Annotated in this window: 12 protein-coding genes; 9 read left to right on the top strand and 3 right to left on the bottom strand. The window is 50.1% G+C overall.

Annotated features, from left to right (window positions below; genetic code table 11):
- Nucleotides 1-7 precede the first annotated feature (7 nt).
- From EL628_RS13555 to EL628_RS13545, 3 genes are all read left to right on the top strand, one after another.
- The gene (locus tag EL628_RS13555) at nucleotides 8-2368 is read left to right on the top strand and encodes a phosphoketolase family protein (protein ID WP_126580469.1); all 2361 of its coding nucleotides are present in this window, start codon (nucleotides 8-10) and stop codon (nucleotides 2366-2368) included.
- Between the two features lie 277 nt (nucleotides 2369-2645).
- Nucleotides 2646-3737 (top strand): substrate-binding domain-containing protein, encoded by a 1092-nt coding sequence (locus EL628_RS13550; RefSeq protein WP_126580468.1) that lies wholly within the window; start codon nucleotides 2646-2648, stop codon nucleotides 3735-3737.
- Nucleotides 3738-3978: 241 nt separating this feature from the next.
- Nucleotides 3979-7758, top strand: coding sequence for a sugar-binding protein (locus EL628_RS13545; protein ID WP_161975487.1), 3780 nt, complete (start codon nucleotides 3979-3981; stop codon nucleotides 7756-7758).
- An 84-nt stretch (nucleotides 7759-7842) separates the two neighbouring features.
- On the opposite strand, the gene EL628_RS13540 is transcribed toward EL628_RS13545, so the two are convergent.
- Nucleotides 7843-8928 carry a lactonase family protein gene (locus tag EL628_RS13540; protein ID WP_126580466.1) on the bottom strand — a complete coding sequence of 362 codons (1086 nt, stop codon included), beginning with the start codon at nucleotides 8926-8928 and terminating at the stop codon, nucleotides 7843-7845.
- A gap of 255 nt (nucleotides 8929-9183) precedes the next feature.
- Here EL628_RS13540 and EL628_RS13535 point away from each other — a divergent pair, with 255 nt between their 5' ends.
- Nucleotides 9184-9972: a DUF899 family protein gene (locus tag EL628_RS13535; protein WP_126580465.1), complete on the top strand. Its 789-nt coding sequence runs from the start codon at nucleotides 9184-9186 to the stop codon at nucleotides 9970-9972.
- Between the two features lie 98 nt (nucleotides 9973-10070).
- Here EL628_RS13535 and EL628_RS13530 read toward each other — a convergent pair whose 3' ends face one another.
- Together EL628_RS13530 and EL628_RS13525 are read right to left on the bottom strand one after the other, a co-directional pair.
- On the bottom strand, nucleotides 10071-12437 hold the full coding sequence (locus EL628_RS13530) for an LUD domain-containing protein (protein WP_126580464.1): 2367 nt from the start codon (nucleotides 12435-12437) through the stop codon (nucleotides 10071-10073).
- Between the two features lie 19 nt (nucleotides 12438-12456).
- Complete coding sequence (locus EL628_RS13525) at nucleotides 12457-13011, bottom strand: LutC/YkgG family protein (protein WP_126580463.1); 555 nt, start codon at nucleotides 13009-13011, stop codon at nucleotides 12457-12459.
- A 253-nt stretch (nucleotides 13012-13264) separates the two neighbouring features.
- Between EL628_RS13525 and EL628_RS13520 the strand changes: the two genes are divergently transcribed.
- The 5 genes from EL628_RS13520 (at nucleotide 13265) to EL628_RS13500 (ending at nucleotide 18789) form a co-directional block, all read left to right on the top strand.
- Nucleotides 13265-14086 carry a DeoR/GlpR family DNA-binding transcription regulator gene (locus EL628_RS13520; RefSeq protein ID WP_161975486.1) on the top strand — a complete coding sequence of 274 codons (822 nt, stop codon included), beginning with the start codon at nucleotides 13265-13267 and terminating at the stop codon, nucleotides 14084-14086.
- 166 nt (nucleotides 14087-14252) lie between these two features.
- Nucleotides 14253-15473, top strand: a complete 1221-nt coding sequence (gene rhaI, locus EL628_RS13515) for an L-rhamnose isomerase (RefSeq protein ID WP_126580461.1) — start codon at nucleotides 14253-14255, stop codon at nucleotides 15471-15473.
- Entirely contained in the window at nucleotides 15467-16939 is a 1473-nt protein-coding gene (locus EL628_RS13510) for a rhamnulokinase (RefSeq protein ID WP_126580460.1), read from the top strand. The genes rhaI and EL628_RS13510 overlap by 7 nt, the downstream gene beginning before the upstream one ends.
- A 54-nt stretch (nucleotides 16940-16993) precedes the next feature.
- Nucleotides 16994-17956, top strand: a complete 963-nt coding sequence (locus tag EL628_RS13505) for a Gfo/Idh/MocA family protein (RefSeq protein WP_126580459.1) — start codon at nucleotides 16994-16996, stop codon at nucleotides 17954-17956.
- A gap of 50 nt (nucleotides 17957-18006) precedes the next feature.
- A complete protein-coding gene (locus EL628_RS13500) occupies nucleotides 18007-18789 on the top strand; it encodes a sugar phosphate isomerase/epimerase family protein (protein ID WP_161975485.1) in 783 nt (260 codons plus the stop codon).
- Nucleotides 18790-18819 lie beyond the last annotated feature (30 nt).

Below are 18819 nucleotides of genomic sequence, written 5' to 3'. Positions count from 1 at the left end.
GGATATCATGCCAACACTTGATCCGACCCGATTAAGTCGGATGCAGCAGTACTGGAATGCTAGCAACTACCTGACCGTAGGCCAGATCTATCTTCGAGATAATCCCTTGCTTCAAGAGCCTCTTCGTCCAGAGCATATTAAACCTCGCTTGTTAGGTCACTGGGGCACGTCTACTGGGCTCAGCTTTATTTATACCCATCTGAATCGACTTATTCAGGATAATGATGTTGATGTGATCTATCTCGCTGGTCCTGGCCATGGTGGACCGGCCATCGTCAGCCATGTCTATCTGGAAGGCACTTACTCTGAGATCTACCCCGAGATTGCTCAGAATACGGCTGGCATTCTCCGTCTCTTTCGCCAATTCTCATCTCCAGGCGGGATCCCCAGTCATGTCAGCGTGCCCACTCCAGGTTCAATTCATGAAGGCGGCGAACTTGGCTATGTGCTCTCCCATGCATTTGGCGCGGTCATGGATAATCCCGATCTGATTGCGGTTGCCGTTGTCGGAGATGGTGAGGCAGAGACGGCTCCATTGGAAGGTGCCTGGAAGAGTATCAAATTTATTAATCCAGCCCACGATGGAGCTGTTCTCCCCATTCTTCATCTCAATGGCTATAAAATTTCTGGTCCCACGGTCCTGGGTCGGGATGAGGATGAGGATATTCAACGCCTGATTAGTGGTCATGGGTATGAGGTCTTTTTTGTTGAAGGCGATGATCCTATGACGATGCATCAGAAATTTGCTGAGACACTCGATACATGCTATGCAAAAATTCGTGAATATCAACACGATGCCCGTACAAACGGCTTTAAGCAGCGACCTCCCTGGCCTGCAATTATTCTGAGGACGCCAAAGGGATGGACTGGCCCCAAAGTAGTTGATGGTCTTCCTATTGAAGGCACGTTCCGCTCTCATCAGGTTCCCGTTGCGGATGTGAGGGCCAATGCATCTCATTTACAGATTCTTGAAGAGTGGATGCGAAGCTATAAACCGGAAGAGGTGTTCGATGAGCAGGGACGCTTACGGTCCGAACTGGCTGAACTGGCTCCTAAGGGAGATCGTCGCATGGGGTCCAATCCCCATGCGAATGGGGGCAAGGTGCTTGTCAACCTCGATCTGCCAGACTTTCGCGACTATGCAATCCAGGTGACAAAACCAGCGACTGAACGCTATGAGTCGACACGCCAGTTAGGTAAGATGATGCGGGATATGTTTACAAAGAATAAGCAGCAACGGAATTTCCGCCTCTTCTGCCCCGATGAGACCAACTCTAATCGCTTAGGGAATGTGTTTGAAGTCGAAAATCGTTGTTCAACCAGTAAGATTATTGATATTGATGATCATGTCTCTCCTGATGGTCGCGTCATGGAAGTCTTGAGCGAACATCTTTGTCAGGGCTGGTTGGAGGGGTATCTGCTCACCGGACGCCACGGCCTGTTTGCGACCTATGAAGCTTTCGCGATGGTCTCAGATTCTATGACCGTCCAGCATGCAAAATGGTTACAGGAAGCGATCAAACTTCCCTGGCGTAAACCAATCGCATCACTCAACATTCTCTTAACTTCAACCTGCTGGCGTAATGACCACAATGGCTTTAGCCATCAAGGACCTGGCCTGATTGATACGGTCCTGTCCAAAAAAGGCACGATCGCTCGTATCTACCTGCCTCCAGACGCTAATTGCCTGCTGTCTATCTCCGATCATTGTTTCCGCAGCCGCAATTATGTTAATCTGATTGTGATTGATAAGCAGCCTCAACTTCAATGGCTAAGTGTTGAAGATGCTGTCGATCATTGTAATCGAGGTGTCTCAACATGGGACTGGGCAAGCAATAGTGGGAAACTTGAGCCAGACGTTGTACTGGCATGTGCCGGTGATGTTCCAACACTGGAAACTATTGCCGCAGCCTGGTGGCTCCGTCTTCATCTTCCAGAACTTAAAGTCCGCGTCGTCAATGTCGTCGATCTGATGACACTCTATCCCCCCTACTTCCATCCTCATGGACTTGATGAGTCTACATTTGTGGAACACTTTACGGAAGATAAACCGGTCATTTTTGCTTTCCATGGCTACCAACGGGCAATCCATGAGGTCATTCACGGTCGTACGAGAACTGATCGCTTCCATGTGCGCGGTTTTATGGAAGAAGGCACAACGACCACTCCCTTCGATATGGTGGTACGTAATGGTATGAGCCGCTATCATCTCTGTATCGAGGCCATGAAACAGGCCACCAGAGTACAGGAGCTGACGCCATCGCTGATAGAAGAATGCAATGATCTGCTGGCCAAACATCATGCCTATGTGCGTGCCAATCTGGAGGATATTCCCGAGGTGCGAGACTGGGTCTGGACGGAGGCTTAAACGAACGATCATTCCTAGTGGCCAGCGTCAAGGTTTGTTTTATGAAGAAGGCAGGTTGTTGCGCACAACCTGCCTTCTTCATAAACTATAACGCGGCTTCAAGGTTTCATATTTCATTCCTGCTTCTCCTAGAGACTTGACAAGCAACCTTGTTCAGATTATAGTTATTAGTATAGAATAATACTACGGAAAGTGTTGAATCCTGGCATTCATTAAATATTATCCTAGTCTAATGAACGCATTCATAGGAAACTCTTTCTACGGAAGAAAGTGATCAATGGTGATGAGAGTACCACGACTGGTACGGTCAGATAGCAAAATAGAACACCTGTGCACGCGCCTGCGTGAGATAGCGAGTGCACAGGGGCCAAATACCCGCTTGCCAACAGTCGATGAACTCTGCCTTCTCTTGAGCACAAGTCGCGTCACCCTCACCGAAGTTCTCAAGCAGCTGGAAAGCCAGCAGGTTCTTTATCGGCAACATAGCAAAGGCATCTTTGTCTCTCCCTACATTCACCGCAAGAACATTGGAATCGTGCTGAATTCGACGCTTTTTATGGCCCGTGGGGCCTCCCCTTTCTGGGGTATGCTCTGGGGCTTGTTTGCGCAAGAAGCACGTAAGCGGGAAATGCAAGGAAATCTCTTGCACAGTTTCTATGGAGCCTTCCAGGGGGAGACGCAGATTGAATTACCTGAAGAGTGTCAGCAAATGATCCTGGCCCAACGATTTCAGGGCGTCCTTACCATTGGCCTCTCAGTACAAGAGAATGAATGGATCCTGGATCAGGGCGTTCCCTGTGTAGCATTTGCTGGTGGCTGCCCCTGGGTCGTTGCCCTTGACCAACTCCAGTTTGTGCGGATGGCCATACGATCGATGGCTCAGCAAAACTGCCGTTCGCTGGAATTCTGGTTGCATAGCTCTTACGGAGAAAATGACCCCGATCTGGTTGAACAACTGGATGGCATTCAGGCGAATCAAGGACTTATCTTTGATTCGGTACAACTCAGGATCGGGCATGAACGCCCAACGCTCCAGGAGCAAGGCTACCAGATGGCAATGGAGGTCTTTGGTCAGACCAAAAAACCACATCCCGATGGGATTATTCTTCTGGACGATATGATGACAGATGGTGTCCTGGCGGCTTTTCAGGTACTGGGCATTCACACAGGTCAGGATGTGACAATAGTAACCCACTCCAACCTTAATTCAATGTTGTTATTCACCGCCCTACCAGGTATTACCGTCTTAGAATTTGATCCCACAGAGACTGTCCAGGCCATGTTCACGCTGTTAGATACTCTGATGATGGGGCAAACTCCCGCTCTCTCCCCAGTCAGAATTTCCCCGCGCTTCCGTGAACGTATCTGATAGTTTCTCTCTCGATAGAATCTGATCTACTCATAAGGAATACTCATTTGCTCAGAAAGGAGGGAAGATGTAGCAAGATCTTACCTTATCTCATGGTGTTGTGTGGACAGCATTCTGTTCACATGAACGCACAAATACAGACCCGGAGACCTGACAGCACGAATTTCCTCAGTGATATCTGGCATACATACGTATGCTCATCAGGATGTCCTTTTTACATGTTGCATCAAAGGAGATACAAATGGTTAACGATCCTAACGGTCTGCAACGACAGCAGCATCCTCATGCCCCCTCCATACGCCATACGGTGATGCGATTGAGCCTCTCACTTTGTTTTGTGCTCACGTTACTGGTTGGAGGTGCCAGCCTGCTCATGGCCACCTCTAACCATCATGCGGTGGCGGCTTCTCAGCCTCCTTTTGTTGGTATTAACCTCAATGGAGTCAATGATTCTGATTCGGATATCCCATTCGCAGATGTGTTTAAGACGCCACGTTATGAGGCCGCCCCTAATCAGAGTAGCCCCCCTTCAGTGGATGCGAATGGCTGGCCATTAAGCGATTTTCAAGATTTCTTGTGGGATGGATCCTTTGTCATCCATACAAGTGGCACCTATAAGCTCCGGTTTAATGGAATTGCCACGCTTGGTCTGGGACTGCAAACTGGTTCGTTTGCGAATCAGACCTATAATCCTTCCACCAATGTCACAACGGCTGACGTTATATTGCAAGGGGATAGCTCGCCACGCTTGATCTTTACCAATACGCAACGCACAGCTAGTAGCGCAACGAATACTGGCGTCACAAACATTGAGCTGATGCGCCCAATCGCTGAAGGCTCCACCACAAGTTATAGCTTCGGGACGGTCTTTACGAATGCTATTGAAAACTTTGTCAAGAACTTTCAAGTTATTCGATTCATGGATTTCACCGGAACGAATGGCAATCCCCAGGTCAACTGGTCCGATCGTGTCCTTCCCCAGGCGAGACAAGGAGACAGAGCTGCCTGGGAGTATGCCATTCAGCTCTGCAATGAGACAAATAGAGATGGCTATCTCAATGTTCCGGTAAATGCAACGGATGACTATATCACCAATCTGGCGAACCTGATCAAATATGGCAGCGATGCAAACGGGAATGTCTATACCAGTCCACAGAGCAATCCAGCACATGCTCCATTGAAGAGTACTTTACATCTGTATGTGGAGTATAGCAATGAGGTCTGGAATGGTTCCTTCCAACAGATGCATGATAATTATAATTCAGCGGTGGCGGAGGTCAATGCAGGTGGTTCGCCCCTGAATTATGATGGTGAAACAGGTTCTTATCAATGGGGATGGCGACGGATCGCTAAACGCATCCATGACATCAGTACGATCTTCCGCAGTGTCTTTGGCGATGCAGCCATGCCACCAAATACCAGCGCTGAGATTCGCCCGATCTTTGAGTGGCAATATGGCAACGCACAGGACACCGCTCATCAGGGGCTCTCTTTCCTCGATAATTATTATAACAACGCTGATGGCATTCAACATGTCTCAAATCCCCATCCCGTTAGCTACTTCTTATGGGGTGGTGGAGGAGCCGCATATAGTAGCGTCAAGAATCCTACAGCCAGCACTGTGGATGATATCTATAACTCTGGCTACGATGACGGGGTTGTACCAGGGACGATCAGCAAAGATGCCGTTTTTATCCATGCCTATGGTCTTCAGCAGGATATTGCCTATGAAGGTGGCTTCCAGATCGGTGGTGATGCGATTAACAGCGTCCAATACCAGGCGAATATTGATCCACGTGCACAACAGATGGAGGAGCTCACTCAGACCAAATTTAGCCAGGCTGGTGGTGATCTGCTTGTCTACTTCGATTCGTCTAGCTACCAGTATGGGGTGGCCAGGCCAACAGTCCTCGATAGCGCTCCCAAACTGCTGGCCATTCAACAAATAAATCAGTCTTCGGAGGCTGCCCCAACAAACGGCACGCTGCTTCCGGCAGTCGTCGCACTGAACTCCGGAGCCTTTGTTACAGGCAATCGAGTGGATACGCTTGTTAATAGTCCATCTGGCGGGACCTATAGTGCTGTACTGACCATGCAAACGGGAACAAATGCCAACACGCTTCAGGTGCTTGTGAACAATACGCCAGTACAGGTGCTCACTATCCCACAGACGAGCGACCAGATCACCAATGTGACGTTGAATAGCATCACCTTAAATGCGGGGCTGAATGGCGTCTCAATCCGTGGGCTGAGCTCTACTGATACTGTTCTCTCTAGTCTCACTCTATCCGACGGGAGCTTTACACCAACTCCCGGCCCAACTCCTGTCCCAACCCAGAATGCGTTGATTGCTTCCGCTGTGACCGCGCCCACTATCGATGGCAACGCCACTGATGCGCTCTGGAGCAGTGCAACTGGTTATCCAATTACGCATGCGATTGGTTCACCCTCTGGCTTCTCTGCCTCATTCCAGACCGGATGGGATAGCGCCAATCTGTATATTCTGGTGCAGGTGCAGGATGCTACCTATTCCTCACATCCAGATGCCGTAGAGCTCTATCTTGATCCTAATCACGATAGTGGAACCAGTTATGACCACCTCGATATGCAGTATGTGTTCCCATCAAACTCGACCACTGTCTCGCAATACAATGGAGGCCAACCAGGCAGTAATACAGCAGGTATTGGGTTTGCGAATGCTCCTGTGGCAGGAGGCTATCAGATGGAGGCCAAAATCCCCTGGTCGACATTGGGGGTCTCGGTATCCACTGGTACAACCATTGGGCTGGATCTTGACGTACAGCAGAATACTACGGGGACGACAAAAGCGAAACTCTTCTGGAACTCCACCGTCGATAATGACTATACCAATCCCAGCCTCTTTGGCATCGGCCAATTGCAAGGTCAGGGAACGCCGACACCCACGCCAACACCCACGCCAACACCGACACCGATGCCAACAGGAAACATGGCAATCAATGCCGGTGGCCCTGCTGCTGGTTCGTTTGTAGCTGATACTGACTTTAGTGGCGGCAACACGTATACCAGTACCGCCAGTATTGATACCAGTGGCAGTAGTACCCCTGCTCCTCAGGCAGTCTATCAGTCGGAACGCTATGGCAACTTCACCTATACTATTCCGAATCTGACTGCGAATGCCAGCTATACTGTACGCATGCATTTTGCTGAACTCTACTGGAACAGCGCAGGGAAACGGGTCTTCAATGTCTCCATCAATGGTGTGCAGGTACTCACTAATTTTGATATCTTTGCCACTGCGGGGGCTGCAAATAAGGCGGTTGTGCAGACGTATTCGGCTACTGCGACGAGCACCGGACAGATCACGCTCCAGTTTAGTACAGTTACTGATAATGCAAAGGTAGATGGAATTGAAATCCTCTCAGGTGGTTCATCAGGGGGGACAACCCTCTTTAGTAGTGGTTTTGAGGGCAGCGATCCTCAACCCACCTGGCTAAATACTGTTGATAACCTGGGATATCCAGCAGGAGGTAGCAGTAATATCGTTGGCATCTGCTGTAATCTCACAGGACCTGAGGCGCATCCAAATACTGAGAGAGCTCATACAGGCAGTAGTGCATTGATGTATTCAGGAAATGATAACAGCGCAAGCGGCTCTTATGCATATATGCGGATGTTTGACCTGAGCACACAAAGTATTACGGTTAGCTCCAACACAACATTGGAATACTGGATCTATCCTCAAAGTACTGCTACAACACCGCTGGTTGCAGGCACGAATAGTACCTGTGTCTCGCTTGATCTTGTCTTCTCTAATGGGACGGATCTACGCGACTCCGGTGCCGTGGATCAGAACGGCAATCGGGCCCACCCGGCCTCCCAATGCAATAAACTGACCCTCGATAGCTGGAATCATGTGATCATTTCTCTCGGTGCCCATAATAATGGGCTGACGATCCTACGCGTGGATCTGGGCTATGATCAATCAGCAAATACTGGTGGCTATCGCGGCTATGTCGATGATGTTCGTATTCATAATTAACGTAACGCTCTAGCACACGAGAGGCATTTTCTTTACAGGGTAAAGGTAAGGAAAGTGCCTCTCATGCGTGCTCCAGACAAGGATTTAGCTCAGGCTGTCAATAATTTTCAGGCAGACGGGATGCTGCAGTTGAAAGGTCTCTCCCGTTGCTTTTAAACGTCCACTTTGTGGATCAAGCGCAAAAGTGACGATCGAGTTGGAGTCTTGATTGGCAACCAGGAGAAATGTTCCATCGGGGGTGATCACAAAATTGCGTGGGGTCTTCCCCTCCGTAGGTACATGCTCAACGAGTTCAAGCAATCCTGTATCGGCTAGAACAGCATAGACTGCGATGCTATCATCCCCACGGTTCGACGCATATAAGAATTTTCCTGAAGGCGCAAGATGAATATCGGCAGCGGTACTTGTACCATGAAATTCCTGTGGAAGCGTTGAGATGATCTGCTGTTGCTGTAGTGATACCCGGGCTCGATCAAATGTATACACTGCAATGGTTGAGGTCAGTTCATTAATGATGTAGACCAGGGAACCATTAGCTGAGAATGCCAGATGACGGGGACCAGAGCCTGGTAGAACTTTGTGTTCATTTTTTAATGTGAGCTTGTGGGTAACATTATCCACCTGATAGATGCTCACGATATCTCGCCCCAGATCGCAGACAAACGCATAAGCACCACTGGGATCGAGATTAATTGAATGGGGATGAGGTGCAGTCTGCCGATCCGGATTCAGGCTCTTGCCACTATATTGAATAAATTCTGCCATAGCTCCGATCTCTCCGTTGATGTTCAGAGGATAGGTTGCGACTGAGCTACCACTATAATTGTTGAGAAGCAGCAACGAGCCACTCTGATTAACAGAGAGGAAACAGGGGTCAGCTCCCAACGTTGCCTGAGCATTGATTGGCGTAAGCGTTCCCTGCGCAGGATCAATGGCAAACGAGTAGACTCCCCCACCAGTCTGTCCCTCAAACTCCCAGGTTTCACTTACCGCATAAAGATGATGCCTCTGTGGATCAATGGCAAGGTAGGATGGATTGACGATTTTGCAGACTGACTCCACAAGCGTAATCTGCGCCGTCTGACGATCCAGTGTGGTCACATAGAGCCCATGTTCATCTTTTCCAGCATAGCTTCCAATATAAAGAAGCAGCTGCCCGTTTTTTACCATCGAATAATCCCTTTCGCACGTTCTGTTTTACACAATTTGTACTTCATTCTTCATGACGTCCACTACAGATTGTAGATTATCATAATTCATACGACGAGAAGAAGGCCACTCCTGGCATCTTCTTCGAGACCGGGGACGAGTGGGTCAATAACCATTTTCTTGTTGTGCAATGAGAATAGATAGACATGCAAAAGGGTAAGAAGATCCTTTATTTTACTATAAATTATCCTGAATGTAAAAAGGAGATATGTTGCGATGAATACACCTGATCATCAGTATTCTACGACCAACAGTGACACCTCTGCGTTGCCTCCAGTGGTCGACCGGGCTACCTGGCAGAAGGAGCGACACAAACTGCTCGCTCGAGAAAAGGCGCACACCCGTGAAGGGGATGCGATTGCGGCGGCGCGTAGACGTCTGCCGATGGTAGAGGTGGACCCCAAAACCCAGCTTCTTGGCCCGCATGGGCCGGTCACGCTGCTGGAGGTCTTTGAGGGCAGACGGCTTCTCATCGCTTATTTTCACATGTGGCATACTGGTCAACCTGCCAGCGCTCAGTGCGAGGGCTGCACCTTCTCCAATAGCCAGGTTCGTGAACTGTCCTATCTGCATTCCCGCGACGTTACCTACGCCACTTTCTGTGAAGGTCCGTACAAGGAGAGCTCGCGTTATCGCGACTTTATGGGCTGGAACGTTCCCTGGTACTCGGTGCCGCAGGAATCTGAGGGCGCGCTGATCGCAGACCGGCATTTCGGTATCCTGGTCAGCTATCTCCGAGACGGTGACAGGGTCTTCGAGACCTACTGGACCACGGGCCGTGGCAATGAAGTAATGGCACCATCGTACGGACTGTTAGACATGACTGTGTACGGTCGACAGGAAACCTGGGAGGACTCGCCCGAGGGCTGGCCGCAACACTGGGGAAGCGTTGGCTGCGAAGCGTTTCGCACAGATGGACGACCTACGCCCCAATGGTCCCGGCTGGCAGCTGGCTACTCCGACGACCTCGGCACTGACGCAAACGACGGCCCGCACCAGCCGTAATCTGGAGAACATGCGTGAGGTCAGCAAGGTGATCTGGATCAGGGAATCACGCCAATCCAGATCACCTGGCTCCCCTCAAACACTGCTACAATGTCACGTTATTCTGCGAGTTGCTCTGCAAGCAGTTGTGCCAGATGAAGGACGCGAATGGTTTTACCACTGGCATCGACGCCACCGCGGAGATGCATTAAGCAGCCCGGGTTATCGGAGACAAGAATTGCTGCCCCGGTGCTTTCAGCGTTTTGTAGTTTCTTATCCAACATCCGTCGTGCAATCGCTGGAGTCTCAATCGACGTTGAACCGCCAAAGCCACAACAGACATCTGACTGTGGCATCTCACGAAACTCCAGCCCTAAGAGATCTTGAATAACATAGCGAGCCTCTTTCCGCAGACCCAGGCAGTTACAAGATTGGCAGGAGTCGTGATAGGTCACAGTCGTCTGGTTCTCGGGCCCAACCTTCCGAACCGGCAATGCAACACCGCTGGCAAAGACAACTTTATCGAGAAAGCTGGCAAAGTCCAACACTTTTTCACTAATGGCCTGTGCACGTTTGAGCCACTCCGTCTCACCCAGATCCTCGAAAAGTCGTAGATAATCCTGTACGACTGTAACCACACAACTGGTGGAGGCGCTCAAGATATACGCTGCCTGTTGCTGCTGTAAGGACTGCTCCAGCATCGTAATCGTCTGCTTTGCCATAATGAGCCCATGGGCGCGATCGCCAGAGTTAAGGGCGGGAAGCCCACAACAATTTTGTTGCTGCGGAAAGGTCACACGAATACCAATCGATTCCAGTACTTTGATGACAGCCTCGCCCATCTCAGGATAGAGCCGATCAGTCATACAGCCTGCAAAATAGCAGACAGTGAGATCAAGTGTGTGCTCTACATTTGGGCGTGTTGCCAGATGAGCACCAGATGGCCCTTTTTTGACACGATCACGCAGCGGACGGACAGCAAATGCAGGCAGGCTTCGCCACTCAGCCAGATTCGCTAGATAGCCAGCTATCGGGAGGCCACGCAACCAGCGCATATTCCGCGCACGCACGTACCGGCTCCCCAGGGTGACGGGCCACTGTGCAAGGCTTCCAACTCGTGCCAGAAGACCAAAGATGCGTGGCCGCGCCATAGTGCCAAAGATAAGCTTTTTGATCCAGGGAAGGCCCTTTGCTTCCGTTGCTCGACTGCGTACATCCAGAATTAAACTTGGGAGTGGTATCTCAACGGGACAGACTGTCTCGCAAGCATTACAGCTCACGCAGAGGCTCTGTGGGCCCGCCGCTGCCTCAATCCCATGGTGAAAAGGCGTGACAACCAGACCGATGGCTCCACTGTAAATATGCCCAAAGGAATGGCCTCCCACCTCCTGATAGGCGGGGCAGATATTGGCACATGCGGCACAGCGGATACAGCGCAGAGCCTCTTTAAAACGAGGATCAGCCCGCATCTCGCTTCGACCATTATCTAGCAGAATAATATGCATCTCTTTTTCGGGCGTCGCTGGCCCTGTAATAAAGGTATTATAGCTGGTAATATGCTGACCCGTAGCGCTGCGCGCTACCAGACGGAGCTGATTCATCGCCTCAGCATAGGTGCCAATTAATTTATCGTAGCCCGCCAGCACGATATGCACTGGTGGCAAGGATGTGACCAGACGGCCATTGCCTTCATTGGTCATCATCATGACAGTTCCGCTCTCTGCAATCAACGCATTCGCCCCACTAATACCCAGACCAGCGGAGAGGAACGATTTACGATGCTCGGTTCGGACGACTGCGACCTGCTCTGCAACGTTCTCCTTAGAGATCTCGCGTCCCGTGGCTTTAGAAAGCGTCTCACCCACCTGTTGACGGGTTTTATGAATGACCGGGAGCACCATATGTGAGGGCCGCTCATGGTTCAACTGGGCAATCCATTCTCCCAGGTCGGTCTCGATCGGTGTAATTCCGCGTGCCTCTAAATAGTGATTGAGCTCGGTCTCTTCGCTGACCATGGTCTTTGATTTGACCACCAGTTTGATGCCTTTTCTCTGACAGAGCTCATAGACATAACGATTCAGATCATCGATAGTGCGCGCTTCATAGACTACTGCACCAGTAGCCTCTGCATTGGCTTTAAACTGGGCGAGTAGTTCTGGTTGATGTTCAATGGCATAATCTTTGGCCTGGCGCAATGCAGAACGCATATGAGGGAAACTATACTCTTTCCCATAATCATTCTCTTCAGCTTGAAACATCTCTAAGCGCGAAGCACGCCAGGAGGGGGCGAAGCGGCCCAACGCTCGTGGGATATTCTGATCATGTAATGAGCGATCCAGGCGTCTGGCAAAGGGTTGATCTTCATGAGTTGGGCTGGCACGTTCCTCTGTAAGCACCTGCGCGAGAGATGTGTTACGTGTCAGATCATTCTGCGCGGCTTCCACTGGCACGTTCGGTTGTGCTGATGGTGTTTCTTTGAAGGTCATAGAGTTCTCTCCTCGCTCGCTAGCGAACTATCAGGACACAGACAGCTTTAGGCCCCTGAACGCCTATGGTTAACGTCCGTTCAATATCGGCAGTTCGACTGGGGCCTGTGACCAGTGACATATAACGGCGCTGTTCTGGCCCGGGTCGAGAAAGTTCCTGAAGACGTTTTCCTGCATCATCCAGCATTGGAAGAAGGTCCGCCTCTCGTACAAGCACAAAATGAGTCAGGGTAAGCATACTCACAATGCGAGCCTTCAATGTGTTCTCCGCCAATAAGACTGAACCGGTCTCAGAGATGGCTACTTCTGCGTTGGAAAGTCCCGCAGGCGCATCCGCTACCTCTGCGGGGCTGCTGGCTTCACGTATCTGAATAGCGTGTTCCTCTAAGAATGGCAGAATTGCTCCCCAGGGATGGCGTGCCTCAAAATGGGGCGGAATAACCACATTTTTTGCCTCCAATGCTGGATGCGAAGCAATGAAATGGGCAGCTTCCCTCAAATCATTGACGAGAACGCATTCGCCACCAGCTGCCAGCAAACGTTGCTGAAAATGAGAAAAAAGAGTTGTTGTCATCACTCAGCCTTTCGCTACTCCATCTGAATCTTCTTCAATCATAGTGCATAATCTGGTCAGAAGTAAAGGGGGTTGCTTTCTTTTTTATTTCATTCCCCTTCACTCTATTTCGTTTGAAATCCTTATCGAAGGAAATAGGAAGAAATTGGAGATCCCTCTCTCTAAAAACCCCACCTATTGACAAAGTCGGCCAGATATGTTACAAGTCAATGAAAGAGATCGAAAGCAACTGAAACAGAATAGGAAAGTTTGTATGGAGATAGATCGAAGTCAATTAATCCCTGCGGATGCACCGCTTATTCATGCTCCCCCCCTTTTTACGAAAGAGCGTCGTCAACAGATCGCTCAGATTCTTGGCGAACAGCAGCGCGTCACTGTGCTTGCTCTCAGCCAGCAGTTTGCCGTCTCTGAAGTGACGATTCGGAAAGATCTGGCCTGGCTGGAGATGAATCATCTTGCGGTCCGCACGCATGGCGGAGCCGTCTCGGCGGCAAACCATACAGCCGAGATGGGCTTTGAAATACGTGAACACCTTCAACAGAGTGAGAAAGAACGGATCGGTGCTATGGCTGCAAGCCTGGTTCAGGATGGCGAGACCATTGCATTGGATGCGAGTACGACGGCGCTCTGTATGACTCAGTTTCTCAAAGCCAAACGTGAATTGACGGTTGTCACCAATGGACTGCGCGTTGGAATGGAGCTTATCAATACCCCTGGCATCTCTGTGCTTATCCCTGGTGGCATGCTCCGTAAAGAGTCGTTTTCTTTGATTGGGACCTGGGGAAAATCTGTCTTGCAGAATATTCATATCAGCAAGGCCTTTCTCGGAGCGCGCGGCTTCTCGCTGGACGAAGGGCTGACAGACGTCAATAGCGAAGAGGTTGAGCTGAAACGGGCCGTTGTGGAATCAGCTCGTGAGATCGTTGGCATTGTAGACCATAGTAAATGGGGCCAGCTGGCTCTTGCCACGTTCTGTCCCCTTGACCGGCTCAAATATGTCATTACCGATACGGCAGCCCCGTCAGAGATGGTGGAAGCAGTTCGTCAGAGAGGCGTTGAGGTCAGACTGGCGTAAAACGTTGATCTTCCCCCTTTTTATAAACAATCTGCTATCTGGCAAAAGTGGCTAGAAATTACTATACTAAGGGATGGGGGATCGCTTCGGATATTTTTTGCATGATCTATGGAAGATCGTACGCAAGTTTAGATGGTCCCTGGTAGAAGGAAGGAGTGTCAAAGTCATGGTTGACTCAGCATATACACTTTTTGAACGTCAGCAGACGGAGCGCGGCATCGATGTTGAACAGGTAAAAGAGCACCTCAAAGCACTAAAAATTGAGACGCCATCCTGGGGATATGGAGATTCAGGCACACGCTTCAAGGTCTTTAAACAGACAGGAATCCCTCGCAATGCATTTGAGAAATTAGAGGATGCCGCTCAGGTTCACCATTTTACTGGCATCTGCCCTTCCGTTGCCCTGCATATCCCCTGGGATAAAGTCGAAGACTACGCACAACTGCAACAACATGCCTCTCATCTGGGTCTCACCCTTGGTGCCATTAATCCGAACCTCTTTCAGGAAGATGACTATATTTTTGGCAGTCTCTGTAATTTGCAGCCTGCTATTCGCCGCCGCGCCATCGATCATGTTCTGGAATGTATTGAGGTCGCTCGTACTGTCAATTCTTCGATCATTAGCCTCTGGCTTGCAGATGGGACAAACTATCCTGGTCAGGATAGCATTCGAGGGCGCAAACATCGCCTTTTCGAGTCTTTACAAGAGATCTATCAGGCCCTTGCTCCTGAAATGCGCCTGCTGATTGAATATAAATTCTTTGAGCCTGCCTTTTATCATACCGACCTTGGGGATTGGGGGATGGCCTATAATATGGCCCTGAAGCTAGGCCCTCAGGCCGAGGTCCTTGTGGATACGGGCCATCACGCGCAGGGAACCAATGTGGAACAGATTGTTGCCTATCTTTTGGATGAGCAAAAATTGGGAGGCTTCCACTTCAATAGCCGCAAATATGCCGATGACGATCTGATTGTTGGTTCCGTTAATCCCTATGAGCTTTTTTTAATCTTCTATCAGATTCGTGAGGCTCTTGCAGATTCTCAGGATGCTGTGCGACAAAATGCTGCCAATATCGCCTATATGATTGATCAGAGCCATTGTATTGAGCCGAAGATCCCGGCTATGCTTCGTTCTGTTCTCAATGTCCAGACATACTATGCGAAGGCTCTCCTCATTAATCTTGCTGAAGTCCGTCAGGCACAAGAACAACAAGATGTCCTGGCCGCCGAGAGTGCGATACGCGAAGCCTTTGAGTTTGATGTGACCCCTCTCCTGCAGGTTGTGCGCGAAGAGTTGGGGGTTCCAGCTGATCCAATGCGTGCCTATCTGAAGTCAGATTATGGTCAGCGGATTCTTGCCCGCGGTAAAGGTGGTGCAAGTTGGTAAATACGCTTGCCTTTGATCTTGGAGCAAGTAGCGGACGAGCTGTTGTTGGAAGCCTTGAGGGTGATCATCTTTCCATCGTTGATACTCATCGTTTTCCCAATGAGCCAGTACATGTACAGGGTCACATGTACTGGGATATTCTCCGCCTGTTTCATGAGATAAAACAGGGCCTTATTGCGACGCGCCTGAAGGGCTATACCGAGCTTCAGAGTATCGGTATTGATACCTGGGCCGTGGATTTTGGTCTCCTCGATATCAATGGGGATCTGCTCGGCAATCCCTATCACTATCGCGATCCACAGACAGATGGCATTATGGAGGCACTATTGAAGCGCGTTCCCCGATCCGAGCTCTTTCAGCAAACGGGGATTCAGTTTCTTCCATTCAATACTATCTATCAGTTGATTGCGCTCAAGCAGAACCATTCGCCGCTTTTGACGCAGGCTCGAACACTCCTCCTTATCCCTGAATTGCTCAGATATTTTCTGACAGGGAAGAAGATCAGTGAATGGACGGTAGCATCAACCAGCCAGCTTTGTAACCCATTTACTGCGACATGGGACCACCATCTCATCGAATATCTGGAGCTCCCTCACTATCTTTTCTTAAAGCCGCAGCAGCCAGGAAGCCCGTCTGGTACGATCCTTCCAGAGATTGCTGCTGAGGTAGGATATTGCGAGTTGCCCGTCATTGCAGTCGCTGAACACGATACAGCCTCAGCAGTCATTGCTGTGCCCGCACAAGAGAAAGATTTTGCCTATCTGAGTTGCGGCACCTGGTCGCTTTTGGGGACTGAAGTCGCTGCCCCGGTCATCAATCAGCAGGCTTTAGAGCTTAATATTACCAACGAGGGCGGCATTAATGGGAGCTCGCGCCTCCTCAAAAATGTCACCGGGCTCTGGCTTATCCAGGAATGTCGGCGTATCTGGCGCAATGAAGGTCTGATTGCGACCTATGAGGAAGAACAATCAGCCATTCAGAAAGCAGAACCTTTCCAATCGCTGATTAATCCCGATGATCCCATGTTTATTCACCCGATCGATATGCCACAACAAATTCAGAAGTATTGCTCTGAGACGAATCAGGTCGTTCCACAGTCTCCTGGAGCATTGCTGCGCTGCATTATTGAAAGTCTGGCTTTGCGCTATCGGTTTGTCCTGGAACAGATTGAGATACTGACGCAAAAGGATTTTCGTGGGTTACACATGGTAGGAGGGGGGGCGCAGAATGCAATCCTCTGTCAATATACGGCGAATGCGTTGAAACGTCCTGTCTGGGCGGGCCCTTTTGAAGGGACGGCCATTGGCAATCTTTTAGTTCAGTTCCTTGCCAGCGGACATATTCGTGATATGCAGCACGCTCGCTCTATTGTGCGCAACTCCTTCTCCATCGAAACGTATGAACCAACCGATACAGAGGTATGGGAACAGGCATATCGTCGTTTTTGCACGTTGTTTTCAGCGTAAGAGGTCTCCCATCGGGCTGATATCGTGATCACCTGGAAAGGTACAAAAAAGACTATGACACGGATAGGAATCATTGGCGCTGGTCCAAATGCAGCTGGGCACGCTCGCTATTTTGCCAGTTCAGAACGCAGTACAGTCGTCGCTATTGCTGATCCAGATCTCAAACGAGCACAGGAGCTAGCCGCTGAGATCCAGAGTGAGGCGGTACCAGATTATCGGGATTTTATTGATCGTGTCGATGCTGTAGTCATCTCTTCCCCCAATTTCCTGCATCGCGAGCATGCTATCGCCTGTGCTAAGGCGGGGAAACATATTTATTGTGAAAAACCGATGGGCCTTTCACGCTCTGACGCAGAAGAGATTGTTGCAGCCGTTGAGTCAGCGGGCGTCAAATCGACCGTTGGTTTCTCTGTTCGCTTTGAACCAGCAATGCAGACTGCTCAACGCTTCATTCGTGAGGGGAAACTGGGGCAGTTGCTCTCCCTCTGTGGACGCCGCACTTCCTATTTTAATCCTGCCGATATTGTTGGCTGGCGTGCCAATCCTCGTCTCTCCGGCGGTTACCTGATGGAGATTAGCTTTCATGAGTTAGATTGGATGCTTGCCTTTGCTGGTGAAGTAACTTCGGTCTATGCTCGCACCTGGTCAGCAAACTCAGATGATCCTCGCAGTAATGATCATCTATGGATTACCTTAAACTTTGGCTCAGGTGCAGTTGGTTTTCATGAGGGTGGCTGGCTAGCAGCAACGCCCGTCTTCTATCGCAGTATTCTGGGTACACAGGGTGGTGTTCATACAGATGAGTGGGGTTCGATCCTCTATCACGCAGAACTGGGCCAGAATCGCGAAGTTGTTAAGATGGATGAGGGCTTTGATCTGCGCAATCACTTCCTGGACTGCATCGAAGGCAGTGCTGAACCGGTCGCTGATGTGGCCTGGGGCTTAAAAGTGATGGCAGTTGCAGAGGCCGTCTTAGAATCAGCAGCAAGCGGTCAGGTAGTCTCACTTTTAGCATAAAGATACATCTATTCTAAAACAAGAGTTAGACTGAGCAAAGGAGCATGTCTATGCGGTTTGCGCAACATACAATTGCCTGGGGCTCATATTTTGAGAAAAACAATCTCCCTTTTGATTGGGATCTCGTCTTTGATGAGATCAAGGCTGCTGGCTACGATGGTGTCGAGCTCGGAGGCGATGAGAGCACTCTGGGCTCTCCAGAGGCCTTCAAGCGCCGTCTGGCCGATCATGGACTGGAGTTGGCAGCATTCGGCTCTGGTGTGACGGCGAATCCTCATCAACCCAATACCGATCAGTATCGCCGCGAACTGGATTATGCAGCGGCGTTGGGAATGAAAACGATTGCTGTCTGCGGTGGCTTCGTGCCTGAACAGCGCCGGACGATGTTTGAGTCAGATTATAAGCTCTTTGCTGAGAATCTTGGCGCGGCCTGTGAATATGCCAGACAGTATGATCAGGTGATCGCATTCCATCCCCATACAGGCTGTCTGGTTGAAACAATTGATGAGGTCAAACGCCTCTGGAAGTATCTGCCCAATCTTCACCTCTGCATTGATACGGGGCATCTGGCGGCTGTACGCAGTAACCCGATCGATCTTATCCATCTGGCACCTGATAAGATCTCCCACTTTCATCTGAAAGATTGGAGTGCACAGCGTCGTCGCTTTGTTGAGCTCGGAAAAGGCGATGCTGGTCTGGACTTTAAAAAGCTCTTCCAGACGCTAGACGATATCAATTACGCTGGCTGGCTGGTCGTAGAACTGGATCAGCCTCAGGGAACGGCGTTGGAAGCGGCTCGCGTCAGTCGTGAGTTTCTAGAGAGTCAACTGTAATTCGCTCCTGTTTTAAAAGAAGCCAGTGGA

Source organism: Tengunoibacter tsumagoiensis, assembly GCF_003967535.1.
Taxonomy (GTDB): domain Bacteria; phylum Chloroflexota; class Ktedonobacteria; order Ktedonobacterales; family Ktedonobacteraceae; genus Tengunoibacter; species Tengunoibacter tsumagoiensis.
The sequence above is the reverse complement of the archived record's forward strand: the minus strand, read 5'-3'. Positions and strand labels throughout refer to the sequence as shown.